Source organism: Sphingomicrobium astaxanthinifaciens, assembly GCF_022865105.1.
Lineage (GTDB): Bacteria > Pseudomonadota > Alphaproteobacteria > Sphingomonadales > Sphingomonadaceae > Sphingomicrobium > Sphingomicrobium astaxanthinifaciens.
Genome location: NZ_JAKNYM010000001.1, coordinates 115243 through 139891 on the forward strand (window position 1 = coordinate 115243; position 24649 = coordinate 139891).

A 24649-nucleotide genomic window follows, 5' to 3' on the forward strand; every position below is an offset into this window, starting at 1 on the left:
ACTCCCCCGTCGGATGTCTTACCTAGAGGCGAAGATCGGTTTCGTCGGCGGGGAAGAGTGATTTGAGGTCAAATAGCACCGCATGATCACGGCCCATTTGACGAATTTTTGCGACACCCATTTCCTTGAATTCATCATGCGCCACGGCGAGCACGATTGAATCATAGGTTCCAGTGCCAGGATCAGCCACCAGTTCGACCCCGTATTCGCGGCGTGCCTCTTCGGGATCCACCCACGGATCGTGAACGTCCACTTGAGCCCCGAATTCTTTGAGCTCGGCGATCAGATCGATGACCTTGCTATTCCGAAGATCCGGGCAGTTTTCTTTGAATGTTAGACCGAGGATCAGAATGCGAGCACCCTGCACGTGTAAGCGCCGCTTCAACATCGCTTTCACGAGCGCGCTTGCGGCGTAACTCCCCATCGCGTCGTTGAGGCGCCGACCAGCAAGAATGATCTCGGGATGATAACCGATCGCCTCTGCTTTGTGGGTGAGGTAATATGGATCGACACCGATACAGTGGCCGCCAACCAGGCCGGGCCGAAACGGAAGAAAGTTCCATTTTGTACCGGCCGCTTCCAAAACGGCTTCGGTATCGATGCCCAACTTCGAGAAGATGATCGCAAGCTCGTTGACGAGCGCGATATTGAGGTCGCGCTGAGTGTTCTCGATGACCTTGGCCGCTTCCGCCACCTTGATCGCAGAAGCCTTATGGGTGCCGGCTCGAATAATCGTGGAGTACAGGGCGTCGACTAGGTCTGCGGCCTCCCGCGTCGACCCGGCCGTAACCTTCTTGATGTCAGGAAGGCGATGTTGCTTGTCGCCAGGGTTAATTCGCTCGGGGCTGTAGCCGACGTAAAAATCCTCGTTGAGTTTCTTCCCCGACGTTTGCTCGAGAACCGGGACGCAGTCCTCTTCCGTGCAGCCTGGATAAACGGTCGACTCGTAAATAACGATATCACCGTCCGACAAATATGGACCGATCATCCGGCTCGCAGAAACGAGAGGGCCAAGGTCAGGCTTTTTATGAGCGTCAATTGGCGTGGGGACAGTGACAATATAGACATTTGCGCCTGAAAGGTCCGCTCGATCACTGGTGAACGAGAGGTGCTGAGCCTCTGACAACTCCTCGCTGGACACTTCCAGAGTATCGTCACGTCCCTCGCGCAGCTGCGCCACTCGGGCTTCGTTGATGTCAAATCCAATTACCGGTCGGCTCTTACCAAACTCAACCGCCAGCGGCAGGCCCACGTAGCCGAGACCGATGACCGCAATCCGCACTTCGTCCAATTTCAACATCACAATTCAGTCCCTAGCTACTTTGCTACTGCGCTCCTAAAGGCCTTCGGCCCTCGTAGTTCCTTAACCTGACAAAAGTGCAGGACGCCCGATCCCATAGCGCAGCACCCTTGCAGATTGCAGGCCCGCTTGATCGATTTTTCCTGCGAACGCAATCCCGCTCGCCTGCGCCAAGCTTCGACCGGCCCACCTGCCAGCAGGCGACCTGCAAAGCCGTTGACAGTCGCGTTTCAAAACTGAAGGAAGGCCATCCGAAATTCCCAACAGGTGGCTTGGACTTTAACATGTACGAATTCGCCCGCGAACTCCTTCAAAATCAAAAACATCGCTGGCTGGTGACCGGTGCGGCCGGCTTCATCGGTTCGAACATCGTGGAGGCGTTGCTCGCTGCAGAGCAAGAAGTCGTCGGGCTAGACAATTTTTCTACGGGCCATCGGCGCAATCTGGATGAGGTTCTTGAGGTGCTTCCATCCGAGGCAGCGAGCCGATTCACCTTTATCGAGGGCGACATCCGCGATCGCGAAACCTGCGCCAGGGCGGTCGAGGGTGTGACCTACGTTCTTCACCAAGCAGCGCTGGGTTCGGTACCGCGCTCAATCGCTGACCCGCTGACTAGCCACGACGTCAATGTGACGGGCTTCATCAATATGCTTGACGCCGCACGCCACGCGAAGGTCGAGCGCGTCGTTTACGCTGCGAGCTCGTCGACCTACGGCGACGAGCCTAATCTGCCCAAGCGTGAGGACCGGATCGGTAATCCCTTGAGCCCCTACGCCGCGACCAAATTCATGAATGAGGTTTACGCGGACGTTTGGGCTCGGGTTTACGAGCAGCCGGCGGTGGGCCTGCGCTATTTCAATGTCTTCGGTCCACGGCAGGACCCCGACGGCGCCTATGCCGCAGTCATCCCGAAATGGGTTGCGGCGATGCTGGACAAGGCGCAGGTCAAAATCAACGGTGACGGCGAAACCAGCCGTGACTTCTGCTTCGTTGCCAATGCGGTTCAGGCGAATTTGCGCGCTGCGATCACCGACAACGATACTCTTCATCAAGTCTACAATGTCGCGCTCGGCGACCAAACAAGCCTCAATCAGCTTTTCGCGATGTTGCGCGACAAACTGCGCAATCTCGGTCACGACTATCCTCACGACCCTGAGTATGGCCCCTTTCGCAAGGGCGATGTGCGCCACTCGCGCGCTGATACTAGCAAGGCGATCGATGCGCTCGGCTACGCCCCGAGCCATAGGGTTGAGGCGGGCATCGAAGCCGCTTTGCCCTACTACATCGCTCGCGCAACGGCTGACGCTAAAGTTTGACTTGATTCCGCCCGTCGTCGGCAGGGGGCGCCCGTGTGTCAAAAGCTCGATTGCTTTTCCTTCCGCACCCTTCAACATGCGCGCAAATAAGCATCCACGAGGAGTGACCCGATGACCAATCTTCAGCGGCTGACCTGCTGCGCCAGCCTGATCGCGCTTGCTGCCCCCGCCGCGGCGCAGCAGATCATCCTTCCTGGCGCGCCGGGCGAACCCTCCCGGATCATTAGTCCCGAGGAAGCAGGTGCCATCGCCGACACCAGCTACACCGAGGCCGATGTCGCATTCATGCAGGCGATGATCCATCACCATCACCAAGCCACCCTAATGGCTGATCTTGCCGAGGGGCGGAGCGCTCATGCCGCAGTACTCGAGGCTGCCGCGCGCATCACGGCGAGCCAGGATGACGAAATCGCTTTCATGCGCACGTGGCTTGAACAGCGCGGCGAACATGCTCCCGACCCTATGACCCATGCGGCGAAGGCCGAAGGCGCGATGGACCATGACAACCACGGCATGAGCCCCGAGGCGATGGCGACGATGGCGGGCATGGCCAGCCCCGCCGAGATGGCCGCGCTCGCCGCCGCCGAGGGACAAGACTTCGACCGCCGCTTCCTCAAGCTAATGATCGCCCACCACGAGGGCGCGCTCGCGATGGTGCGCGACCTGCTCGACCTTCCCGGCACCGCGCGCGACCCGCTGCTCGCCGAGTTCGCCAACGACGTGGTCGCCGACCAGCGCGCCGAGATCGCCAAGATGAACCTGCTGCTCGCCGGGCTGTCGGAAGACCCCCGCGTCGGGCTCGCCCCCGGGTTGTACGACGCGGGCGAGGCCATCTGGAACCTGCGCAAGGTGGCCAGCCTCAAAAAGCCAGTCGGGTTCTTCGACCCCGCCAGCCCCTCGGGACTGCCGCCCCTGTCGGACAGCGACGAGGACGGCGACGGCGTACCCGACCGCGTGTGGGACGCGCGCTCGCCGCTGCTCAGCTTCGCGCAGACTGATATGGCATTCGACAAGGACAAGCTGTTCGTCGGCAACTATCACGGTTTCAACATGTACCGGCTCGCCGAGGACGGGGTGCCCGAACTGCTCAGCTCGGTGGTCTGCCCGGGCGGACAGGGCGACGTGTCGGTGGTCGGCGACCTCCTGATCATGAGCGTCGAGCAGGGTCGCGGGCGGGTCGATTGCGGGCTCGAGGGAGTCAGCGAGGACGTCAGCGAGGAGCGCTTTCGCGGCATCCGCATCTTCGACATCTCCGACCTCGCGATGCCCCGCCAAGTGGGCCTCGTTCAGACCTGCCGCGGCAGCCACACCCATTCGATCGTCGATGCGAACGACGAGCGTGTGATCGTCTATGTCTCGGGCACCGCGGGGGTGCGCGACGAGAAGGAGCTGGCGGGATGTATCGGCTTTGTGCCGGGCGACACGCGCACCGCGCTGTTCTCGATCGACGTGGTCGAGATCCCGGTGGCCGATCCCGCCGCGGCGCGGATCGTCAACAGCCCCCGCATCTTCGCCGATGCCGAGGGCAATATCGCCGGCCTGTGGCGCGGCGGCGACCATGGCGAGGGCACGCAGACGACCTATCAAACCAACCAGTGCCACGACATCACCGTGTTTCCCGAGCGCAAGATCGCGGCGGGAGCCTGTTCGGGCAACGGCATCCTGCTCGACATCTCCGACCCGATGAAGCCGGTGCGGATCGACGCGGTGACCGACAAGGGCTTCGCCTATTGGCACTCGGCCACCTTCAACAACGACGGCACCAAGGTCGTCTTCACCGACGAGTGGGGCGGCGGCGGGCGGCCGCGCTGCCGCGCCTCGGACCCCGACACCTGGGGTGCCGACGCGATCTATGACATCGTCGACGGCAAGCTCGTCTTCCGCAGCTACTACAAGCTGCCCGCGCCGCAGTCGGACGAGGAAAATTGCGTCGCGCACAACGGTTCGGCGATCCCCGTGCCCGGGCGCGACCTGTTCGCGCAGGCCTGGTACCAGGGCGGACTGTCCATCATGGACTTCACCGACAGCGACAACCCGGTCGAAATCGCCTATTTCGACCGCGGCCCGGTGTTCGACGAGCGGATGAGCTTCGGCGGCTACTGGTCGACCTATTTCTACAACGGGCGGCTCTACGGCACCGAGATCACGCGCGGGCTCGACGTTTTCGCGCTCGAACCGAGCGATTTCCTGTCGGTCAACGAGATCGCGGCGGCGGGGCTCGCGATCGCGGACGGCCCGTTCAACCCGCAGCAGCAGCGCGAGCTGCGCTGGCAGGCCGACCCCGTAGTGGCGCTGGCCTATCTCGACCAGCTCGAGCGCGCCAAGAGCCTCGATCCGGCGCGGATCGCGCAGCTGCGCGCCGCGCTCAAGGCGGGCGACATGGAACTGGTTAAGCGCCTGATCCCGGTGCTCGAGGGCGGCGAGGATGCGGCGCGGAAGGCGGCGCTGGCCGCGCTGCTCGAGACGCTCGCGGGCTGATCGGCGCGGCAGCGTCGCGGGGGCAGGCGCGGGCGAGCGCCCTGCCCCTCGCGGCTGCCGTCAGATCTCCTCGATGGTGCCCGCGCGCCCGCGATTGGCATCGCCGTCGCCCGGGCGGTCGAGCCTGTAGCGCGGGCGCGGATTGTCGTCCTGGCTCGGCCAGCCCTCGCGCTGCGCCGACCGGTCGCCGTCGGTTTCCTCGGTCTGGTCGTGGAACAGCAGCACGTTGGTCTCGAACGGCAGGTCGATCCCCGCCTCGGTCAGCGCGTAGGCGACATTCTCGATCACGCGGCTGCGCGTCCTGACCTCGTCGGAACGCACGCTGTCGTGCCACCAACGCGCGCGCAGCGTGATCCAGCTCGCCGCGAGGTCCTCGACCAGAACGTCGGGAGCAGGCTCGCCGAGCACCCCTTCGGTGTTCTCTAATGTCTCGAGGATGATCGCCTTCGCCTGTCGGATATCGTCGCCGTAACCGATGCCGATGTCATATTGGCTGCGACGATGGTCGAAGGCGCTGACGACCTTGAGCGGATCCGAATAGATCTGCTTGTTGGGGATTATGACGCGGCGCCCATCGAAGGTACGGATGAAGGTTGCGCGAGTCTCGATCGCCTCGACCCGGCCGGTGAAATCACCGCTCTCGATCTCGTCCCCCACCCTGAATGGCTGGCGGATGAGGATGAGGATGCCCGCAAGCAGGTTCTGGAAGATGTCCTGGAAGGCGAAGCCGATGGCGAGGCCGCCGATCCCGAGACCGCCGATGAGCTGGCCCGGCGTGAGCGAGGGCAGCACGATGGTCAGCGCCACGAACAGGCCGACGATCAACAGCACCCAGTAAGCGATGCGCGAAAAGACCGTCGAAAGCGCCGAGCCCCCGTCGCCAAAGGAGGCGCGCCGGATCACCTTACGAACGATCCCGGCGATCACCCAGAAGATGAGGAAAACGACCAGCGCGATCGCCATCTTGGGCAGCGCGGCGAAGAAGCCGTCGACCAGCCCGTTGATGGTCTCCATGCTCTCGTTGAAGTCGGCGTCGACCTGTTCGATCGTTGCGGAAGCGAGAAGGTTCATGGGGGCTTGAAAGCCCGGGTAGGCGCGGCGGTTCCGAATATGGGGTGGCGGGGCGGCGCGGTGCGGGTTAGGAGCGGCGCATGACCATTCTCGTCACCGGGGCGGCAGGCTTCATCGGATCCGCGACCTGCAAGGCGCTGCTCGAGCGGGGTGAACGCGTGGTCGGGATCGACAATCTCAACGCCTATTACGATCCCGCGCTCAAGCGCGCGCGGCTCGACTGGATCGGCGCGCCCTCGGGGTTGACCTTCGAGAAGATCGACTTTGCTGACCGGGCGGCGATGGCCGACCTCGGGCGCCGCCACCGCTTCAACCGGATCATCCACCTCGGCGCGCAGGCCGGGGTGCGGCACAGCCTCAGGCAGCCGCACGACTATGCCGACGCCAACCTCGTCGGGCACCTCAACCTGCTCGAGCTGGCGCGCGCGCAGGAGCCCGCGCATTTCGTCTACGCCAGCTCCTCCTCGGTCTATGGCGGCAACGAGGCGATGCCCTTCTCGGTCGCCGACCGGGTCGACCACCCGGTGTCGCTCTACGCCGCGACCAAGCGCGCGGGCGAGCTGATGAGCGAGAGCTATGCGCATCTCTACCGCGTGCCGATGACGGGGCTACGCTTCTTCACCGTCTACGGTCCGTGGGGCCGCCCCGACATGGCGATGTGGCTGTTCACCGAGGCGCTCTACAAGGGCGAGACGATCCGGCTGTTCAACCACGGGCGGATGCGGCGCGACTTCACCTATATCGACGATATCGTGGGCGGCATCCTCGCCTGCCTCGAGCGCCCGCCCGCCGATGATGGCAGCGAGAAGCCGGGCGGGTCGAAGGCCCCCCATGCGCTCTTCAACATCGGCAACCACCAGCCCGAGAAGGTCGCCACGCTGGTCGCGATCCTCGAGGAGGCCACCGGGCGCAAGGCGCGCACCGAACTCGCGGCGATCGAGCCCGGCGACGTACCCGCCACCTTCGCCGACATCGCGCCGCTTCAGGCCGCGACCGGATTTTCCCCGACCACCCCGCTCGAGACCGGCGCGCGCGCATTCGTGCGCTGGTATGCCGACTATCACGACCTCAGCTAGGAGCCCGCGATGAGCCTGCCGCCCCTGTTCGATAACCTGCGCCTTCCCGTCATCGGCGCGCCGCTGTTCATCATCTCGCACCCCGCGCTGGTGATCGCGCAGTGCAAGGCGGGGATCGTCGGCAGCTTTCCCGCGCTCAATGCGCGCCCGCAGAGCCAGCTCGACGAATGGCTCGCCGAGATCACCGAGGCGCTCGCCAAGCATGACGCCGAGAACCCCGACCGGCCCGCGGCGCCCTTCGCGGTCAACCAGATTGTCCATCCCACCAACACGCGTTGGGAGGAGGACCTCGTGACCTGCGAGAAATACAAGGTGCCGATCGTCATCACCTCGCTCGGCGCGCGCGAGGAGCTCAACCACGCGGTCCATGACTGGGGCGGGATCACGCTCCACGACATCATCAACAACCGCTTCGCGCGCAAGGCGCTCGACAAGGGGGCCGACGGGCTGATCGCGGTGGCCGCGGGCGCGGGCGGGCACGCGGGCAAGCTCTCGCCCTTCGCGCTGATCCAGGAGATCCGCGACTATTTCGACGGCCCGCTGTTCCTGTCGGGCGCGATCGCGCATGGCGGCGCGGTGCTTGCGGCGCAGGCGATGGGGGCCGACGGCGCCTATATCGGCTCGCCCTTCATCGCCACACACGAGGCGCGCGCGATGGACGCCTACAAGCAGGAAATCGTCACCAGCGGAGCCGACGACATCGTCGGCTCCTCGCTCTTCACCGGGGTCTATGGCAATTATCTCAAGGGCTCGATCGCCAAGGCGGGGATGGACCCCGACGCGCTGCCCGAGGCCGACCCCTCGAGCATGAACTTCGGCGGTGCCAAGGCGTGGAAGGACATCTGGGGATCGGGCCAAGGGATCGGGACGGTCAAGGAGATCGTCGGCGCTGGCGAGCGCGTGGCCCGGCTGGCCGAGGAATATGCGGCGGCCAAGGCGAAGCTCTGTGACTAGCCGCGCGCTCCTCCTCGCCCCGCTGGCGCTGCTCGGCGCCTGTGCCGGACCCGGCGGGTCGGGCGGCACCCCCCCGCCCCCGGCGCTCGAGGCGCGGCTGGCCTCGCAGCTCGACCCCGCGCACGCGATCATCGTCACCGAGATCACGCTCGGGCGCGAGGAAGCGGTGCCCCCCCACCGGCATGCCGGCGACGAAGCGCTCCGCCTGGTCCGCGGCGCGCTCGAGCTGCGCGTCGCTGGCGAGCGCGCGCCGCGCTGCCTGCGCCCCGGGGAATGGGCGACGCTGGCGGCGGGAACGGTGCATGCGGCGCAAGCGGGGCGCGAGGGCGCCGACTTCGTGGTCGTGCGCTGGCATCCGCGCGCCGAGGCGGTGACGACGCCGGTCGCGCGCGGCGACCGCGCGCTGCCCGGCGGGCGCTGCGACGACTAAAGCGGGCTCAGCCCCCGAGGTCGCGCTGCAGGCGCCCGAGCAGCGCGCGCGCGGGGCTTTCCACCGGCGCGGGATCATGTTCGTTCTCGTCGAGCCGCTTGACCCGCTCGTAGAGGTCGGTGCTCAGGTTGATGAGCCGCTGCGCCTCGGCGGGGAGCGCGGGCAACAGGTCGGCCTCGGGCGGGTTGGCGTGCCCGAGCCGCCGTTCCTGCACCGCGCTGGTGCCGCGCGCAATCTCGCCGCCCTCGATCGCCTTCTGCGTCAACAGCCAGGCGACGATGTGCATCACCCGCGTCGTCACCTTGAGCGATTCGCCGGCGAAAGCGACCCGCGCGGCCGCGGGCAGTTCGGCGCGGTCGCGGCGCCCCTCGACGTCGAAATAGGCGCGCGCCTCGTCGGCCAGCAGCATCGCCTCGCGATAGAGCGCGTCGACCAGCCGCGGGGTGATCCGCGGGCCGTGGGCCACCTCCGGTATCGGGTCGGGTGTGTCGGTCATCGGTCCCATCATGCCAGCAAATGCCCGCGGTATAAACGGGGCAGCCGCGAGCGGGGTCCGCGGCGCACCGTTTTGGCACAGCCCGCGCGGGTCAGGCGATGATGTCGGGGGTGGTCTCGTCGGCGACCGCGGCGATCTCGTCCTTGAGCCGGAGCTTAGCCTTCTTGAGCCGGGCCAGTTCGAGGCTGTCGACCTCGCTCTCGGCCTCAAGGCGCTCAACCTCCTCGTCGAGACGGCGATGCTCGGCGCGCAGCGCGTCGAGGAGCAGGCGGGGGTCATCATCGTTCATCGCCGCTGATCGTAGCCGCGCGGCGCGGCTGCTGTCACCTGCCGCGCGCGGTTATCGCCCACCCGAGGCGCGGATCTCGACGAGCCGAGGCGGCGGGAGGCGACAAAGCGCTGAGGATGTGGTTTGTTGGGGGTTCCTCAACGACTCAAGGAAAGGACGTTCGATGGAACAAGCCCATGTCGAGGCGCTCACCCAAAAACATCACAAGCTCGCCGCCAAGATTGAGGTGGAGGAGCATCGACCGCAGCCCGACACGGCCCTCATCCAGCGTCTCAAGCGCGAGAAGCTTCGATTGAAGGATGAGATCAAGGGCCATTAGGCCCGCTCTTCGAACAGCAAAGGGCCGCTGCTCCCATCCGGGGAGCAGCGGCCCTTTCGCATGGCGCGCGGGCGCGCGCGCTAGTCGGTGCGTTCGTCGCGGCTGACCCGCTCGGTGCGCTCATGACGTTCCTGCGCCTCGAGCGTCATGGTCGCGATCGGCCGTGCCTCGAGACGCGGCAACGAGATCGGCTCGCCGGTCACGTCGCAATAGCCATATTCGTCGGCGTAGAGCCGACGGATCGCGGCATCGATCTTGGCAATGAGCTTGCGCTGGCGATCGCGGGTGCGCAGTTCGAGGCTCCAGTCGGTCTCGCTCGACGCGCGGTCGGCGAGGTCGGGCTCGCGCAGGCTGTCGACCTGGAGCTGCGCCATCGTCGCGCGGCTCTCCTCGACGATCGATTCCTTCCACGCGCGCAGCTTGCCGAGGAAATAGGCCTTGTGCTTGGCGCACATGAATTCCTCCGCGTCGCTCGGCCGATAATCATCGTCGAGAACGAGCGTGTCGAACTTCGGTTCGCCGTTCAGATCGTGAAGCGCTGTAGCCAAAATGTCCCTCCCGCAAATCCACTAGCTGTCGCTGTCGCGACAGGCCACCCATCACGACAGGCGAGAGCAAAATCCTTTGGCATTCCTGATAGTTAGTCGGAATGCCTCAGCCCCGAGGGCCATGTACATAAACCTGCATGGATTAACAAGCACTGACAGGCTTGGCGGCGTACGCCCAACGCGCTTGGGGGACCGCTGTGGCCTTCGCGCAACAGGCAGATTTCTGGCCGTTTGCAAGGAGTTGCGGCTTGCATAGCGGCGAACGAGCGGGAACAAGGCGATATGCGCATCCTCCTCACCAACGACGATGGAATCCACGCCCCCGGGCTCGCACTGCTCGAACGACTCGCCGCCCCGCTCGCCGAGGAACTTTGGTTGGTCGCCCCTGCCGAGGAGGCCTCGGGGGCGGGACACAGCCTCACCCTCACCCGTCCCCTGCGGATCCGCAAGCACGGCCCGCGCCGCTTCTCGGTGACGGGCACTCCGACCGATGCGGTGATGCTCGCGCTCGGCCATCTGATGAAGGAGGCGCGCCCCGACGTCATCCTCTCGGGGGTCAATCGCGGCGCGAACCTGGGCGAGGACGTCACCTATTCGGGCACAGTGTCGGCGGCGATGGAAGGCGCGCTGGCGGGGGTGCCCGCGATCGCGCTGGGTCAGTGCTCGGCCGCCCCGGGAACGCGCGACGGGGTGCGCTGGGAGGCCGCCGAGGCGCGCGGCGGCGAGGTGCTCGCGCGGCTGGTCGGCACGCCGATGCCGGCGCGCAGCCTCGTCAACGTCAACTTCCCGCCGCTGGCGGCCGAGGAGGTGCGCGGGATCAAGGTCTGCCGGCAGGGCTTTCGCGACTATTCGCGGCTCAAGATCGTCGAGCGCACCGACCCGCGCGGGTTCCGCTATTACTGGTTCGGCACCGGCGAGACAGTCGAGACGCCGGGGCATCGCACCGATCTCGAGGTGATCGCCGACGGCTTCGTCGCGGTCACCCCGCTCCACCTCGACCTGACCGGCGACGAGCAGCTCGCCGCGCTCGGCGCGCGCTTCGCCTAGCCTAGCTTGTCAGGAAGTCGACGCGATCGCCCTCGAACCGCGCCGCGGTCAACTTGCCGCTCGCATAGCAGCCGGTGTCGATCGCGATGCGGTTCTTCTTGTGCTGCGGCTTGGACGTGATCGTATGCCCGTGGACGACGACCATGCCATGGTCGGCCTTGGACTCGAGGAATTCCTCGCGGATCCAGACGAGGTCGCGCTTTTTCTGCTTGTCGAGCGACACCCCCGGCCGGATGCCCGCGTGGACGAATAGATAATCGCCGATCTTCTTGTAGGGCTTGAGCGCGCGGAAAAAGTCGAGGTGCGCGCGCGGGACATGCTCGGCGATCAGCTTCTTGACCGAGGGCACCTTGAACAGTTCGCGCTTGGTGACGCCATAGCTTTCCATCGTCTGGATCCCGCCATAGGCGAGCCAGCCGAGCGCCTTGCCCTCGGCGGCTTCGAGCATCGCTGCCTCGTGGTTGCCGAGGAGGAAATGCTGGTTGCTGCCGGGCAGCGCGCCGCCGACCAGCCGGTCGACCACCCCCGCGCTGTCGGGGCCGCGATCGATATAGTCGCCGAGGAAGATCAGCGTTGACTTGCCGTCGTGCCCGGCCAGGTCGGCGGCGATTCGATCGAGCAGCCGGTCGAGCTCGGCGCGGCAGCCGTGGATGTCGCCGATCGCATAGACGCGGCGCCCGGGCTTGAGCGGGACCGGGCCGGACGGCTTGCCCGCCCGGGAGAAACGCTTGAAACGGGTCATCGAGATTGAACATGGTGCGAGCGCGCCGGCAACGCAACGCCGGTCATTGCGCAACCCTTGACCCTGTCTTGCCGTTCGCCACCCGAGCGCCTATGCGGGCGCCCGTGGCCCGCCCGCCAGCCAAGGAGGATCTTTGTGAAAATTGTCGTCATCGGTACCGGTTATGTGGGGCTCGTCTCGGGCGCCTGCTTCGCCGACTTCGGCCACCATGTGACCTGCGTCGACAAGGACCCCAAGAAGATCGAGATGCTCGAGGCGGGACAAATGCCGATCTGGGAGCCGGGGCTCGACAGCCTCGTCGAGTCCAACGTCAAGAAGGGGCGCCTCCACTTCACCACCGAACTCGCGCCCTCGCTCGCGGGGGCCGAGGCGGTGTTCATCGCGGTTGGCACGCCCTCGCGGCGCGGCGACGGGCATGCCGACCTGTCCTATGTCTTCGCCGCGGTGAAGGAATTGGCGGGCGCGCTCGACCATCCGGTCGTCGTCGTCACCAAGTCGACCGTCCCCGTGGGCACCGGTGACGAGATCTCGAAGATCCTCAAGGAAAATGGCGCGCCCGAGGGGTGCACCGTCGCCTCCAACCCCGAATTCCTGCGCGAGGGCGCGGCGATCGCCGACTTCAAGCATCCCGACCGCATCCTCATCGGTGCCAATGACGAGAAGGCGCGCGAGGTCCTGCGCGAAATCTATCGCCCGCTGTTCCTCAACCGCGCGCCGATGCTGTTCACCTCGCGCCGCACCGCCGAGCTGACCAAATATGCCGCCAACGCCTTCCTCGCGACCAAGATCAGCTTCATTAACGAGATGGCCGACCTGTGCGAGGCGGTCGGTGCCGACGTCCAGGACGTCGCGCGCGGGATCGGGCTCGACAATCGCATCGGCCCCAAGTTCCTCCACGCCGGCCCCGGCTATGGCGGCAGCTGCTTCCCCAAGGACACGCTGGCGCTCCTGCGCACCGCCGAGGAAGCGGGGGTTAAAAACCAGATCGTCAGCGCGGTCGTGAAGGTCAATGACGACCGCAAGAACGCCATGGCCGATCGCGTCGAACAAGCGCTCGGCGGCTCGGCCGACGGCAAGACGGTGGCGGTGCTCGGGCTCACCTTCAAGCCCAACACCGACGACATGCGCGACGCGCCCTCGATCCCGCTCGTCAACATGCTCGCCAACAAGGGCGCCAAGCTGCGCGTCTTCGATCCGGTCGGGATGGAGATGGCCAAGCCGCACATGCCCGAGGGGCTGCACTGGGCCCGCGACGAGCATGACGCGATCGCGGGCGCCGATGCGCTGGTGATCGTCACCGAATGGGACGAATTCCGCGCGCTCGACCTCGATGCGGTGGCCCAGGCGATGAACGGCAAGCTGCTGATCGACCTGCGCAACATCTACAGCCGCGCCGAAGCCGAACGCGCGGGCTTCGACTACCTCCCGATCGGCCGCTAGCGCGTCAGCCGCGCGGCGCCGACAGGTCGAACAGCGGGATCGCGACCTCGAAACCGCGCCCGTCGGCATCGATCATCTGGTAGCTGCCCTGCATCGTGCCCCGCGGGGTATCGAGCGGGCAGCCCGAGACATAGTCGTGGCTCTCGCCCGGCGCGATCACGGGCATCTCGCCGACCACCCCGTCGCCGCGCACCTCGGCGGTGACGTGGTCGCCGTCCTCGATCACCCAGTGCCGACTGATCAGCTGGACCGGCTTGTCGCCATGGTTCTCGATCCGGACATGATAGGCCCAGAACCAGCGCTTGTCGGCGGGCGCGCTCTGCTCGGGCATGTAGTTGACCGCCACGCGCACGGTGATGCCCCCCGTGGTCGCCGCATAGGCGAAGAAGGCTTCGAGCATTCCGCTGGTGGGCAGGTCGGTCATGCACGAACGCTAGGCGAGACCCGCGGCCCGGCGCAAGCGCGATAACAACCGTTCGCGTGCCGACAGCGCGGCGGCGGCGCGATCGACCAGCAAGTCGCGCTCGAGAAAGTGCCCCGACAGCGCGAGCCCGTCGAGCACCGCGCCCCAGTCGCCGCGTCCCCCCTCAAGCAGAAACGCGGGCAGCGGCAGGAGCCTGCCCGCATAGGGGCCGGCCGCCGCGGCCCCGACCGCGCGTCCCGAGCGCGGGCTGACCGCGACGAGGTGGTCGTTGTCCCCGCTCACCGCGCAGCCCGACAGGTCGAGCCCGTAGCCCAGCTCGGCGAGCAGCGTGAGTTCGTAGCGCACCAGCGCGCTGGCCCAGTCGCGCGCGCTCGCGGCGCGCTCGATCGCCGCGAGCAGCGCCCCGAGCGCGGCGTGGAGCGTGGGATAGGGCTGGCGCTCGGGCAGCACGGCGGCGGTCAGCGCGCTGAGCCACTCGATCGCGGCGGCGGGCAGGGGCTCGCCGAGCAGCGCGCCGCGCGAGACGCGCAGCTCGAGCCGCGCCTGCGGAAGCTCGTTGTCGTTGCGCGCGCTCAATTCGGCGGCGACCTCGTTGCCCGCGAGCAGGACGGGCCCCAGCCGCCGCCCGTGCGCCCCGCGCACATAGGCGGCGAGCAGCCCCTCGTCGACGGTGAACAGCCGCACCACCGCGCCGCGCTCGCCATGCGCGCGCACCGCGACGAGGATGCCGTCGACCCGCCGCCTCATCCGCGCGGGTGGAAATAGTCGTAGATCTGGCGCGCCATCGCCGAACTGATGCCGGGGGCGCGTTCGAGGTCGTCGAGCGCGGCCGACTTGACCGCCTTGGCGGTGCCGAAATGCATCAGCAGGGCGCGCTTGCGCGCGGGCCCCACGCCGGGCACCTCGTCGAGGGTCGAGCCGGTGAAGCTCTTGGCGCGCTTGGCGCGATGCGATCCGATGGCGAAGCGATGCGCCTCGTCGCGCAGCCGCTGCAGGTAGAAGAGCAAGGGCGCGTTGGGCGGGAAGCTGATCTCGCGCCCGCCGGGCAGGTGGAAGATCTCGCGCCCGGCGTTGCGATCGGGCCCCTTGGCGACCCCGACCACGGACACGTCCTCGACGCCGGCCTCCTCCATGATCTCCAGCGCCGCCGACAATTGCCCCTTGCCCCCGTCGATCAGCAGCAGGTCGGGCCAGTCGCCCTTGTCGCGGTCGGGATCCTCCTTGGCGAGCCGCGCGAAGCGGCGCGTCAGCACTTCCTTCATCATGCCGAAATCATCACCCGGGGTGATGTCAGACTTGATGTTGAACTTGCGATAATTGTTCTTCCTGAAGCCCTCGGGCCCCGCGACGATCATCGCGCCGACCGCATTGGTGCCCATGATGTGGCTGTTGTCATAGACCTCGATGCGCTGCGGTGGCTCGGGCAGTTCGAAGGTCTCGGCCATTTCGCGCAGCAGCCTGGCCTGCGTCGTGGTCTCCGCCATGCGCCGCTCGAGCGCCTCGCTCGCGTTGCGCTGCGCCTGCTCCATCAGCTTGCGGCGCGGCCCGCGCTGGGGGCGCGACAGCGCCACCTTGCGTTCGGCGCGTTCGGAAAGCGCCTCGCCCATGAGGTCGGATTCCTCGAGGTCGCGGTCGACGAGGATGGTCTTGGGCGGCGGCACGTCCTCGTAGAACTGCATCAGGAAGTCGGCGAGCACCTCCTCCTCGCTCAACCCCTCGACATGGGTCGGGAAGAAGCTTCGATGCCCCCAATTCTGCCCGCCGCGGATGAAAAAGGCCTGGACGCAGATGCTCGAGGCCTTGCTCGCCAGCGCGAAGACGTCGGCATCGCCCAGCCCCTCGGCATGCACCGTCTGCGACCCTTGGATGTAGGTCAGCGCGCGCAGCCGATCGCGGTAGATGGCGGCGAGCTCATAATCCTGCTTCTCGGCGGCCTCGGCCATCGCTTGCCCGAGCTTCTTCTGCACCCCGGTCGACTTGCCCGCGAGGAACAGTTTCGCGTCCTCGACCAGCTCGGCATAATCCTCCTCGCTGATCCGCCCCACGCAGGGCGCCGAGCAACGCTTGATCTGGTAGAGCAGGCAGGGCCGGTCGCGCCCGCGCATGAACCCGTCCGAACAGCTGCGCAGCAGGAACAGCTTCTGCAGCGCGTTGAGGGTGTTGCGAACCGATCCCGCGCTGGCGAAGGGGCCGTAATATTGCCCCTTGGTGCGGCGCGCGCCGCGGTGCAGTCGGACCTGTGGAAAGTCGTGGTCCTCGCGCAGCAGGATGAAGGGAAAGCTCTTATCGTCGCGGAGCAGCACGTTGTAGGGCGGGCGGAAACGCTTGATCAGCTGCGCCTCGAGCAGCAGCGCCTCGGCCTCGGTGCGCGTCGTCACGATGGTCATCGAGCGCGTCTGCGCCACCATCCGCTGGAGCCGCTTGGTGAGCCGCGCGACCTGCGTGTAATTGGTGACCCGGTTCTTGAGCGCGCGCGCCTTGCCGACGTAGAGCACCTCGCCGCGCGCGTCGAGCATGCGATAGACCCCGGGGCGCGCGGGCAGCGTCTTCACCACGTTGCGGATCGCCGCCACCCCGGCCTCGATGTCGGGCTTGCCCGCCCCCTTGACGGCCTGCGTCGCCGCCGCCTCGTCGAAGCGCGTACGGGCGTTGGGACTATCGGGACGGTCGGCCTTGCTCACGCCCCGATCAATAGGCCGTCGGCAGCGGTTTGGCGAGCGGTCAGTCCTCTTCGCCCCAGACGCGGACCCAGTCGACATACATCGCCGGTTCGCCGCGCTGGATCGCCTCGACCGTCGCCTGCGGCAGCCCGTAATAGGGCTCGGTGATCGCATTGACCTTCCACGGGTAGACCCCGCCGACCGCGAAGTTGAGGATCAGATATTTGGGGTTGTCGTAGGACCAGCGCCCCAGCTGCTCGATCTCGGGCTTGGTGACTGTCCAATAATGCGCATCGTCGACGTAGAAGCGGATCTCAGTCGGCTCCCATTCGACCGCATAGACATGCCAGCCGGTCACGTCCTCGCCCTCGGGGAAGTAGTAGCGCTTCACCGGCGCCTCCTCGCCCGAATAGCCGGGGCCGTGCACGGCCACCCCGATCCAATCCTTCTCGCCGACATATTCGAGGATGTCGATCTCGCCGGTGTCGGGCCAGCGCCCGTTGCCGAGCAGCCACCAGGCGGGCCAGACGCCGACATGGTCGGTCATCCGGATGCGCGCCTCGGCGCGGCCGTAGGCGAAGTCGAAATGGCCCTTGCTGTTGATCCGCCCCGAGACGAAATCGGCCTTGCGCCGGTCCGAATCCTCGGCGCCCTCGCGCCATTCGGGCTTGAGCACGAGCACCCCGCCCTCGGCGCCCTCCATCGTGTCGCGAAAGGAGATCACCCCGGGCTCGTCGACATAGACCTGGAGCTCGTCGTTGACCCAGAAATCGGGGCCCTCGACGTTCCACTTGCTGCGGTCGAGCGCGCCCTCGTCGAAGCCATCCTCGAACAACAGCGCGGCGGCCCGCGTCCCCGGGGCGGTGGTCGCCGCGTCGCCCGACGCGCTGGCGGGCGGCGTCGCGGGCGAGGTCGAACAGCCCGCCAGAACGGCGGCACCGAGGGTGATGGCAGCGAGGGTACGGATCATGGGCGCGTCTCCTGTGAACGTTCACACCGCGCCGTCATGCCGGATTTTTCGCGCGCTGGCTAGGCCGCCGCGCTCGCCGTCTCCTCGTCCTCGAGCAGCCAGTCGACCGCGGCGCGCGCGTGGAGCTGGGTGGTGTCGTAGACTGGCATCACGTTGGCGCGGCTATCGACCGCGAGGCACAGCTCGGTGCAGCCCAGCACGATAGCGTCGGCGCGCTGCTTGTCGAGCTCGGTGATCATCGTCTTGAGCGCGCGCTGGCTCGAGCGCTTGACCTGCCCCATCGCCAGCTCGTCGAAGATGATCCGGTCGATCTCCTCGATCCAGTCCTCGCGCAGCCGCATCACCTCCAGTCCCGCCGCCGCGTAGCGGTCGCGCGCGAAACCCTCGGTCATGACGTAGCGCGTGCCGAACAGCGCGATGCGGCGGCGCCCGTCGGCCCGGAGCTGCGCGATGGTCGGATCGGCGATGTGGAGCAGCGGCAGCCCGGTCGCGGCGGCCACCGCGGGGGCGTAGCGGTTGGTGGTGTTGGAGGCGATGAGGATGGCCTGCGCGCCCCCCGCCGCGAGCGCCTCGCCCGCCGCCACGATCCGCGCCTCGGCAGCGGCGGTGCGCCCCGCGCGCTGGTCGGCGGCATAGGGGGCAAGGTCGATGCTCTCGACCATCAGCCGCGCTGAATGCAGCCCGCCCAGCGCGCGGGCGATGCCCTCGTTGATGTGGCGGTAGTAGAGCGCGGTCGAATTCCAGCTCGTCCCGCCGATGATGCCCAGCTTGCGCAAGTTGACGCCCTCCCCTGCCCCGACAGCCGGGGGCACCGGCTGGGGGCTTTAACCCAGTAAGCAGTTGATCGAGCGTTCTTTATTCGCGACCTGCCCCGAGTCCGGCAAGGCTTTTTTCACCATGACGACGGGGCGAGCCGTGGATGCGACGAACCGCGCCGGCTCAGTCGAGCGCCTTGACGATTTCCTCGACCATCTTCTTGGCATCGGCCAGGAGCATCATCGTCTTGTCCTTGTAGAACAGCTCGTTCTCGACCCCGGCATAGCCCGCGCCCCCCATCGAGCGCTTGATGAACAGCGTGGTGCGCGCCTTCTCCACGTCGAGCACGGGCATGCCGTAGATCGGCGAGCTCTTGTCGGTCTTGGCGGCGGGGTTGGTGACATCGTTGGCACCGATCACGAAGGCGACATCGGCCTGCGCGAATTCGGAGTTGATGTCCTCGAGCTCGAACACCTCGTCATAGGGCACGTTGGCCTCGGCGAGCAGCACGTTCATGTGCCCCGGCATGCGCCCGGCGACGGGGTGGATCGCGAACTTGACCTCGACCCCTTTGCCCTTGAGCAGGTCGGTCATCTCGCGCAGGACGTGCTGCGCCTGCGCCACCGCCATCCCGTAGCCGGGCACGATGATGACCTTGTCGGCCTGCCCGAGCAGGAAGGCGGCATCGTCGGCGCTGCCCGCTTTGTAGGGCCGGTCGAGCGCGGGCCCCTTGTCGCCCCCGCCCCCGCCGTCCTGCCCGAAGCCGCCGGCGATGACGCTGATGAAGCTGCGGTTCATCGCCCGGCACATGATGTAGGACAGGATCGCGCCCGAGGCGCCGACCAGCGCGCCGGTGATGATCATCGCGGTGTTGCCGAGCGTGAACCCCATCGCCGCGGCGGCCCAGCCCGAATAGCTGTTGAGCATCGACACGACGACCGGCATGTCCGCCCCGCCGATCGGGATGATCAGCAGGAAGCCGACCGCGAAGGCGGCGACGAGGATGATCCAGAACAGCGGGCTCTCGCCCGCCCCGCCCGCGCCCGAGAGCGCGAAGGCGATGGTCATCGCGATGATCGCGGCGATCGTGCCGAGGTTGATGAGGTGCCGCGCGGGCAGCAGGATCGGCGCCCCCGACATGCTGCCGTTCAACTTGGCGAAGGCGATGACCGAGCCCGAGAAGGTGATCGCGCCGATCGCCGCGCCGAGCGCCATCTCGATCCGGCTCACGGTGAGGATCTGCCCCCCCGCATCGAGCAGCCCGAAGGCGCCGGGGTTGACGAAGGCGGCGGCCGCGACAAGCACCGCGGCGAGCCCGACGAGGCTGTGGAAGGCGGCGACCAGCTGCGGCATCGCGGTCATGGCGATGCGGCGCGCCACGGTCAGCCCGATCGCCCCGCCCAGCAGGATCGCAACGAGGATCTCGGGCAGGCTGGCGAGATCGTGGGTGACCAGCGTGGTGACGACCGCGATGCCCATGCCCGCCATGCCATAGGCGTTGCCGCGGCGGCTGCTCGCGGGCGACGACAGGCCGCGCAGCGCGAGCACGAAGCAGATGCCGGCGACGAGATAGGCGAGCCGGACCCAGTCGGGGGTGGCGGCGGCGGCGCCGCCGGCGGCGAGGAGCAGCGGCAGGGTCATCCCTTGCGCTCCTTCTTCTTGTACATCGCCAGCATGCGCTGGGTGACCGAGAACCCGCCGAAGATGTTGACGCTGGCGAGCGCCACCGCGGCGAGCCCGAGCCACTTGGCGAGCGGGCTGCCCGCCGCGGCGGCAGCGATCAGCGCGCCGACGATGATCACCGAGGAAATCGCGTTGGTCACCGCCATCAGCGGGGTGTGAAGGGCGGGCGTGACCGACCAGACGACATAATAGCCGACGAAACAGGCGAGCACGAAAATCGACAGGATGGAAATGAAGTCCATGGCCCTCCCCCTTATGGTGCGCCGACCATGGCAAGCCGGATGGCAACTGTCGAGGGGCGTGATGGTCGCGCCCTCTGGGCCCCCGCCCGCGCCCCCATTGCTCCGCTTCGGAGGGTTAACCGGAGCAAGGTTTCCGATTTGATAACCTTTCGTGCGTTATCAAGCGGCAACCGTCACGGGAGCCGAACGATGAACCGCGCGATCGACAGCGCAAGACCGGGTCGGGGCAAGGCCCCCAAGCTGTTCGGCTGGACGGTGGTGCTCGGGCTCTTGTTCGGGCTGCTCGGGCTCGGGCAACCGCTCGAGGACGTCGCGCGCACGCTGCGCAACAACCTCCACCCGACCGATGCCAGCGGCGACATCGTCGTCGTCGCGCTCGACCGGCAGAGCGTCGAGAAGATCGGCGCCATGCCGTGGCCGCGCAGCACCTATGCGCGGCTGATCGAACAGGCCAATGCGCGCGGGGCCGAGGAAATCTACTTCGATCTCGTCTTCGCCGGTCGCTCGACCCCGGCGGAGGATGCCGCGCTCGAGCGCGCGCTGGCCGAGGCGGGCAACGTCGTCATCGCCGCCAATCGCCAGAGCGCGCGCGATGACGAAGACAACCTCCTCTTGCTGCCCGACGAACAGTTCAGCGAGGCCGCGCGGCTGGGGTCGATCAACGCCTATTTCAATTTCCAGACGGCGGTCTGGGACCTCGCCTTCGCGCACGAGATCGGGGGGCGCAAGGTGCCGACCTTCGCCGCCAGCCTCGCCGAGGTCGACGGCGCGGCCGACAAGACCTTCCCGCTCGACTATTCGATCCGCTACGACAGCATCCCCGTCATCAGCAGCATCGACCTGATCGAGGGGCGCGTGCCCGAGGCCGCGGTGCGCGGCAAGAAGCTGATCGTCGGCATCACCCCGATGCAGCTGGGCGACCAGGTGTTCATCCCCGGGATCGGCCGCCGCGGCGGGGTGTTCGTCCAGGTCATCGGCGCCGAGACGCTGCTGCGCGGCATCCCCACCGACCTCGGCTGGCTGCCCGGGCTGGGGATCGCCGTCCTGCTCCTTGGCGTCGCCTGCTTCCATCCCAAGGCGCGCTATCGCTTCGGCGCGCTCGTGATCGGCGTGAGCGCGCTGCCCGCGCTCGCCTTCGTGCTCGAGACCCGCCAGCATGTGTTTGACATCGTCCCCGGGCTGACCGCGCTGCTGGTGGCGGGCGGGGTGCTGATCTACCGCTTCTTCAAGGCGCGCGGGTTCGTCAACACCCTCACCGACCTGCCCAACCTCGCCGCGCTGCGCGCCGACAAGGAGGGCAAGAGCAAGCCGCTGATTGCCGCCAAGGTGCACAATTACGCCGAGATCGCCTCGACGCTCAACGCCGCGGGCGAGAAGCGGCTGGTCGAGCAGATCGTCGCGCGGCTCGCGCTCGGGCGGCAGAATGGCTTCCGCCTCTACCAGGGCGACGAGGGCATCTTCGCGTGGTTCGTCGACGGTGACATCGCCATCTCGCACCATCTCGAGGCGCTGCATGCGCTGTTCCGCACCCCGGTACGGATCAACCAGCAGCCCTATGACATCGCGATCAGCTTCGGGGTCGAGATGGGATCAGGGCGCAGCGCTGCGAGCCGGCTCGGCTCGGCGCTGGTCGCCGCCGACGAGGCCGAGAACGAGGCGATCAAGTGGAAATATCACGACCCGGCCCGCCTCGCGAGCACCCCGTGGAAGCTCTCGCTCCTCTCGCAACTCGACGAGGCGATCGAAAAGGGCGAGGTGTGGATCGCGCTCCAGCCCAAGCAGGACCTGCGAACCAAGCGCATCGTCGCCGCCGAGGCGCTGGCGCGCTGGACCCACCCCGAGAAGGGGCCGATCAGCCCGATCGAATTCATCGCCGCGGCGGAAAGCAATAACCGCATCTCCAAGTTGACCCACTTCGTCCTCGATGAGGCGTGTAAGGCGGTTACCCACCTGCGCCGGACCGATCACGATTTCGCGATCGCGGTCAACCTGTCGGCGCGGATGCTCACCGACCACCACTTGGTCGGCTCGGTTCTCTCGATGCTCGACCGCCACGACCTGCCGGCCGCGGCGCTCACGCTCGAGCTGACCGAGACTGCTGCGCTGGCTGGCTCGGGTGCGGATATCGAATTGCTCAGCCAGTTGCGCGCGATCGGCATCAACATCTCGATCGACGATTACGGGACCGGACTGTCGACGCTCGAATATCTCAAGAAGGTGCCTGCGAGCGAGATCAAGATCGACCAGAGCTTCGTACGCTCGATGCGTGAGAACCGCTCGGACCTCATTATGGTCCAGTCGACCATCGCGCTGGCGCACTCGCTCGGGCGCAAGGTGGTCGCCGAGGGGGTCGAGGACCGACAGGTGCTCGAACAGCTTGCCATGCTCGACTGCGATCTTGCGCAGGGCTTCGCCATCGGTCGCCCGATGACGCTCGAGGAGATGCAGCACCGGCTCGAGCGCAAAAGCACGCGTCGCGTCGCCTGAGCCGCGCGCCAAGGCCGCCCCGCCGCCGCCGAGAGTGCCGCTAAGGCTGCCTCCGAGCCCGCCCGCCCCGCCGGATCGCTGCCCCCCCTTTCCTCCCCTTATCCGCCACCTTCTGGCGTATCAGTCTCCCCGCCGGGCCCAACAGCGCTGCCCGCAACTTGGCACGCGGCCACCGACGGGCACGCGGCGCAGCCTGCCCCCCCGCCGACGGAGGCCGATTAACCCTTATCTTCTTGACCTGCCGGGCGAATTACTTCGCCTCCGTGCCAACATCGTCCCTATAAAATGGTAAATTGCTTGCTAACCGTTTCCATTAAGGTTAACAGGACGGTCTGTGCGCGGCATTTCGCGCCTTTTTCGAAGGGGACTTAGAATGACTAAGAAGAACAAGCCGGCTCGCGGCTGGGTTATCTGGGATTTCTGGCGTGAACTCGTCGGCGGCGGCAATGGCAGCACCGGCGGCGCTGGCTAAAAGCCACCCGGATACGAACCAAGACTAACCCGGCTTCGGCCGGGTTTTTCTTTGCCTTGCAGTTCTTTAGAATGACGCGCCATCATTTGTGGCGCGCAACGACGCCGCCCCTCGCGGGGCGGCTCATCCCATCGCGCGCAGCCGCTCGTGTACGATCGCGCCGTCGCGGGTGAGCCGGATCGCGGCGACGATCTCGTCGTCATCGGGCAGCGACAACAAGCCGCCCGTCGCGGGCGAATCGCTCTCCGCGTTGTCGGGCTCGGCGGTGAAAGCGAGTAGGAAATTAGCGATGTTGCGCGAATAGAGCGCCGCGGCATCGCCCGCCAGGCTGCGCGCTAGCTGCACCGCGCCGATGATCCGGACCCCGTGCCGCTCGGTCACCTCGCCCGCCACGCAGCCCTCGACATTACCCCCCGCCTCGGCAGCGAGATCCACGATCACGCTGCCAGGCTTCATGGTGGCCAGCTGGGCATCGCTGATCAGCCGCGGCGCCGGGCGCCCGGGGATGAGCGCGGTGGTGATGACCACGTCCTGCTTGCCGATATGCTCGGACACCAGCGCGGCCTGCGCCTTCTTATACTCCTCGGAGGTCTCGCCGGCGTAGCCGCCCTGCCCTTCGCCCTCGATCCCCTCGACCGCCTCGACGAAGATAGGCTTGGCGCCGAGCGAGAGGATCTGTTCGCGCGTGGCCGAGCGCACGTCCGTGGCGCTGACCTGCGCGCCGAGCCGCTTGGCGGTGGCGATGGCCTGGAGCCCGGCCACCCCGACCCCCATGACGAACAGCTTGGCGGGGCTCACCGTACCCGCAGCGGTCATCATCATCGGGAAGGCGCGCTGGTAGAGAGCGGCGGCATCGATCACCGCCTTGTAGCCCGCAAGGTTGGACTGGGAGGACAAAATGTCCATCGACTGCGCGCGGGTGATACGCGGCATCCACTCCATCGCCAGCGCCTCGAGCCCAAGCCCGGCATAACCGCCGACCTCGGCGCCGCGCGTGGCCGGCGATAGCGCGCCGACCAGCCGCGCGCCCTTCTTCGCTCCCTTGAGATCGGACGGGTCGGGACCCGTCACCACGAGCAGCACGTCGGCCTCGCTCACCGCCGCGGGGCGGGTGACGAGCCGCGCGCCCGCGGCCTCGTAGGCGGTGTCCTCGAACCCGGCGCGTTCGCCCGCCCCCCGCTCGACGAGGAGCTCATATCCCTTGCCCGCCAGCTTGCGGACGGTCTCGGGGATGGCGGCAACGCGCGGCTCGGCCGCGCCCTCCTTGAGGACGGCGACCTTCGTCAATTGGCGATGACGATCAGCACGAGGATGACGATAGGGGCGACGAGAATCATCGACCACTTGAGCAGCGTCAAGAAGTTGCTCCACGTCTTGCGGTGCGCCGGATAGTCCATTTCGGTCGCGGTCGGATATTTCTTGTCGGCCATGATGTCCCTTTGTCGCGGC

24 protein-coding genes are annotated in these 24649 nt (G+C 67.0%); 9 read left to right on the top strand and 15 right to left on the bottom strand.

The annotated features are described in order from the left end of the window. Positions 1 to 22: 22 nt before the first annotated feature. Positions 23 to 1300: a Vi polysaccharide biosynthesis UDP-N-acetylglucosamine C-6 dehydrogenase TviB gene (gene tviB, locus L8951_RS00550; RefSeq protein WP_244381034.1), complete on the bottom strand. Its 1278-nt coding sequence runs from the start codon at positions 1298 to 1300 to the stop codon at positions 23 to 25. 110 nt (positions 1301 to 1410) lie between these two features. Here tviB and L8951_RS00555 point away from each other — a divergent pair, with 110 nt between their 5' ends. Both L8951_RS00555 and L8951_RS00560 read left to right on the top strand, forming a co-directional pair. Further along, positions 1411 to 2616 carry an SDR family oxidoreductase gene (locus tag L8951_RS00555; protein WP_244381036.1) on the top strand — a complete coding sequence of 402 codons (1206 nt, stop codon included), beginning with the start codon at positions 1411 to 1413 and terminating at the stop codon, positions 2614 to 2616. A 111-nt stretch (positions 2617 to 2727) separates the two neighbouring features. Further along, positions 2728 to 5094, top strand: coding sequence for a DUF305 domain-containing protein (locus tag L8951_RS00560; protein WP_244381037.1), 2367 nt, complete (start codon positions 2728 to 2730; stop codon positions 5092 to 5094). A gap of 60 nt (positions 5095 to 5154) precedes the next feature. Here the strand turns inward: L8951_RS00560 and L8951_RS00565 are convergent, their stop codons facing one another. Next, positions 5155 to 6165: a mechanosensitive ion channel family protein gene (locus L8951_RS00565; RefSeq protein ID WP_244381038.1), complete on the bottom strand. Its 1011-nt coding sequence runs from the start codon at positions 6163 to 6165 to the stop codon at positions 5155 to 5157. An 80-nt stretch (positions 6166 to 6245) separates the two neighbouring features. Here L8951_RS00565 and L8951_RS00570 point away from each other — a divergent pair, with 80 nt between their 5' ends. The 3 genes from L8951_RS00570 to L8951_RS00580 are packed head-to-tail and all read left to right on the top strand — an operon-like array spanning position 6246 to position 8625. Further along, on the top strand, positions 6246 to 7241 hold the full coding sequence (locus tag L8951_RS00570; protein ID WP_244381039.1) for an NAD-dependent epimerase/dehydratase family protein: 996 nt from the start codon (positions 6246 to 6248) through the stop codon (positions 7239 to 7241). 9 nt (positions 7242 to 7250) lie between these two features. Continuing rightward, positions 7251 to 8195 (top strand): NAD(P)H-dependent flavin oxidoreductase, encoded by a 945-nt coding sequence (locus L8951_RS00575; RefSeq protein ID WP_244381040.1) that lies wholly within the window; start codon positions 7251 to 7253, stop codon positions 8193 to 8195. Further along, on the top strand, positions 8188 to 8625 hold the full coding sequence (locus L8951_RS00580) for a cupin domain-containing protein (RefSeq protein ID WP_244381042.1): 438 nt from the start codon (positions 8188 to 8190) through the stop codon (positions 8623 to 8625). The genes L8951_RS00575 and L8951_RS00580 overlap by 8 nt, the downstream gene beginning before the upstream one ends. A 7-nt stretch (positions 8626 to 8632) precedes the next feature. Here the strand turns inward: L8951_RS00580 and L8951_RS00585 are convergent, their stop codons facing one another. Next, entirely contained in the window at positions 8633 to 9121 is a 489-nt protein-coding gene (locus L8951_RS00585; RefSeq protein WP_244381044.1) for a DUF1465 family protein, read from the bottom strand. 91 nt (positions 9122 to 9212) lie between these two features. Continuing rightward, positions 9213 to 9410, bottom strand: coding sequence for a YdcH family protein (locus L8951_RS00590; RefSeq protein WP_244381046.1), 198 nt, complete (start codon positions 9408 to 9410; stop codon positions 9213 to 9215). Positions 9411 to 9573: 163 nt separating this feature from the next. On the opposite strand from L8951_RS00590, the gene L8951_RS00595 reads away from it, so the two are divergent. Further along, entirely contained in the window at positions 9574 to 9729 is a 156-nt protein-coding gene (locus L8951_RS00595) for a YdcH family protein (RefSeq protein ID WP_244381047.1), read from the top strand. 80 nt (positions 9730 to 9809) lie between these two features. On the opposite strand, the gene dksA is transcribed toward L8951_RS00595, so the two are convergent. Continuing rightward, complete coding sequence (gene dksA, locus L8951_RS00600) at positions 9810 to 10277, bottom strand: RNA polymerase-binding protein DksA (RefSeq protein ID WP_407696386.1); 468 nt, start codon at positions 10275 to 10277, stop codon at positions 9810 to 9812. Positions 10278 to 10559: 282 nt separating this feature from the next. Here dksA and surE point away from each other — a divergent pair, with 282 nt between their 5' ends. Continuing rightward, the gene (gene surE / locus L8951_RS00605; RefSeq protein ID WP_244381049.1) at positions 10560 to 11324 is read left to right on the top strand and encodes a 5'/3'-nucleotidase SurE; all 765 of its coding nucleotides are present in this window, start codon (positions 10560 to 10562) and stop codon (positions 11322 to 11324) included. Position 11325: 1 nt separating this feature from the next. On the opposite strand, the gene L8951_RS00610 is transcribed toward surE, so the two are convergent. Then, complete coding sequence (locus tag L8951_RS00610) at positions 11326 to 12066, bottom strand: metallophosphoesterase family protein (RefSeq protein WP_244381050.1); 741 nt, start codon at positions 12064 to 12066, stop codon at positions 11326 to 11328. A 135-nt stretch (positions 12067 to 12201) separates the two neighbouring features. Between L8951_RS00610 and L8951_RS00615 the strand changes: the two genes are divergently transcribed. After that, positions 12202 to 13506 (top strand): UDP-glucose dehydrogenase family protein, encoded by a 1305-nt coding sequence (locus L8951_RS00615; protein ID WP_244381051.1) that lies wholly within the window; start codon positions 12202 to 12204, stop codon positions 13504 to 13506. A gap of 4 nt (positions 13507 to 13510) precedes the next feature. Here the strand turns inward: L8951_RS00615 and apaG are convergent, their stop codons facing one another. The 7 genes from apaG to L8951_RS00650 all read right to left on the bottom strand — a co-directional run bounded on the left by apaG (position 13511) and on the right by L8951_RS00650 (position 20241). Continuing rightward, on the bottom strand, positions 13511 to 13930 hold the full coding sequence (gene apaG / locus L8951_RS00620; RefSeq protein ID WP_244381052.1) for a Co2+/Mg2+ efflux protein ApaG: 420 nt from the start codon (positions 13928 to 13930) through the stop codon (positions 13511 to 13513). A 9-nt stretch (positions 13931 to 13939) separates the two neighbouring features. Next, entirely contained in the window at positions 13940 to 14677 is a 738-nt protein-coding gene (gene recO, locus L8951_RS00625) for a DNA repair protein RecO (RefSeq protein WP_244381054.1), read from the bottom strand. Further along, positions 14674 to 16611, bottom strand: coding sequence for an excinuclease ABC subunit UvrC (uvrC, locus tag L8951_RS00630; RefSeq protein ID WP_244381055.1), 1938 nt, complete (start codon positions 16609 to 16611; stop codon positions 14674 to 14676). The genes recO and uvrC overlap by 4 nt, the downstream gene beginning before the upstream one ends. A gap of 40 nt (positions 16612 to 16651) precedes the next feature. Beyond that, entirely contained in the window at positions 16652 to 17560 is a 909-nt protein-coding gene (locus L8951_RS00635; protein WP_244381056.1) for a glycoside hydrolase family 16 protein, read from the bottom strand. 59 nt (positions 17561 to 17619) lie between these two features. Next, a complete protein-coding gene (locus L8951_RS00640) occupies positions 17620 to 18336 on the bottom strand; it encodes an aspartate/glutamate racemase family protein (RefSeq protein WP_244381057.1) in 717 nt (238 codons plus the stop codon). A 163-nt stretch (positions 18337 to 18499) separates the two neighbouring features. Further along, on the bottom strand, positions 18500 to 19957 hold the full coding sequence (locus L8951_RS00645) for an NAD(P)(+) transhydrogenase (Re/Si-specific) subunit beta (protein WP_244381058.1): 1458 nt from the start codon (positions 19955 to 19957) through the stop codon (positions 18500 to 18502). Next, the gene (locus L8951_RS00650) at positions 19954 to 20241 is read right to left on the bottom strand and encodes a proton-translocating transhydrogenase family protein (protein WP_244381059.1); all 288 of its coding nucleotides are present in this window, start codon (positions 20239 to 20241) and stop codon (positions 19954 to 19956) included. The genes L8951_RS00645 and L8951_RS00650 overlap by 4 nt, the downstream gene beginning before the upstream one ends. Before the next feature lie 189 nt (positions 20242 to 20430). Here L8951_RS00650 and L8951_RS00655 point away from each other — a divergent pair, with 189 nt between their 5' ends. Next, complete coding sequence (locus L8951_RS00655; RefSeq protein WP_244381060.1) at positions 20431 to 22728, top strand: EAL domain-containing protein; 2298 nt, start codon at positions 20431 to 20433, stop codon at positions 22726 to 22728. 595 nt (positions 22729 to 23323) lie between these two features. On the opposite strand, the gene L8951_RS00660 is transcribed toward L8951_RS00655, so the two are convergent. Together L8951_RS00660 and L8951_RS00665 are read right to left on the bottom strand one after the other, a co-directional pair. Next, on the bottom strand, positions 23324 to 24487 hold the full coding sequence (locus tag L8951_RS00660) for an NAD(P) transhydrogenase subunit alpha (RefSeq protein WP_244381061.1): 1164 nt from the start codon (positions 24485 to 24487) through the stop codon (positions 23324 to 23326). Next, positions 24484 to 24630 (bottom strand): aa3-type cytochrome c oxidase subunit IV, encoded by a 147-nt coding sequence (locus tag L8951_RS00665; RefSeq protein WP_244381062.1) that lies wholly within the window; start codon positions 24628 to 24630, stop codon positions 24484 to 24486. Before L8951_RS00665 ends, L8951_RS00660 begins: the two co-directional genes overlap by 4 nt. Positions 24631 to 24649: the final 19 nt, after the last annotated feature.

Bases quoted from the DNA above. Each gene is read 5' to 3' on its own strand.
- L8951_RS00590 (WP_244381046.1), bottom strand. From the start codon at position 9,410: ATGAACGATGATGACCCCCGCCTGCTCCTCGACGCGCTGCGCGCCGAG.
- L8951_RS00575 (WP_244381040.1), top strand. From the start codon at position 7,251: ATGAGCCTGCCGCCCCTGTTCGATAACCTGCGCCTTCCCGTCATCGGC.
- L8951_RS00595 (WP_244381047.1), top strand. From the start codon at position 9,574: ATGGAACAAGCCCATGTCGAGGCGCTCACCCAAAAACATCACAAGCTC.
- L8951_RS00665 (WP_244381062.1), bottom strand. From the start codon at position 24,630: ATGGCCGACAAGAAATATCCGACCGCGACCGAAATGGACTATCCGGCG.
- apaG (WP_244381052.1), bottom strand. From the start codon at position 13,930: ATGACCGACCTGCCCACCAGCGGAATGCTCGAAGCCTTCTTCGCCTAT.
- recO (WP_244381054.1), bottom strand. From the start codon at position 14,677: ATGAGGCGGCGGGTCGACGGCATCCTCGTCGCGGTGCGCGCGCATGGC.
- L8951_RS00610 (WP_244381050.1), bottom strand. From the start codon at position 12,066: ATGACCCGTTTCAAGCGTTTCTCCCGGGCGGGCAAGCCGTCCGGCCCG.
- L8951_RS00570 (WP_244381039.1), top strand. From the start codon at position 6,246: ATGACCATTCTCGTCACCGGGGCGGCAGGCTTCATCGGATCCGCGACC.
- surE (WP_244381049.1), top strand. From the start codon at position 10,560: ATGCGCATCCTCCTCACCAACGACGATGGAATCCACGCCCCCGGGCTC.
- L8951_RS00585 (WP_244381044.1), bottom strand. From the start codon at position 9,121: ATGACCGACACACCCGACCCGATACCGGAGGTGGCCCACGGCCCGCGG.
- L8951_RS00655 (WP_244381060.1), top strand. From the start codon at position 20,431: ATGAACCGCGCGATCGACAGCGCAAGACCGGGTCGGGGCAAGGCCCCC.
- L8951_RS00635 (WP_244381056.1), bottom strand. From the start codon at position 17,560: ATGATCCGTACCCTCGCTGCCATCACCCTCGGTGCCGCCGTTCTGGCG.
- L8951_RS00650 (WP_244381059.1), bottom strand. From the start codon at position 20,241: ATGGACTTCATTTCCATCCTGTCGATTTTCGTGCTCGCCTGTTTCGTC.
- L8951_RS00560 (WP_244381037.1), top strand. From the start codon at position 2,728: ATGACCAATCTTCAGCGGCTGACCTGCTGCGCCAGCCTGATCGCGCTT.
- L8951_RS00645 (WP_244381058.1), bottom strand. From the start codon at position 19,957: ATGACCCTGCCGCTGCTCCTCGCCGCCGGCGGCGCCGCCGCCGCCACC.
- tviB (WP_244381034.1), bottom strand. From the start codon at position 1,300: ATGTTGAAATTGGACGAAGTGCGGATTGCGGTCATCGGTCTCGGCTAC.
- L8951_RS00565 (WP_244381038.1), bottom strand. From the start codon at position 6,165: ATGAACCTTCTCGCTTCCGCAACGATCGAACAGGTCGACGCCGACTTC.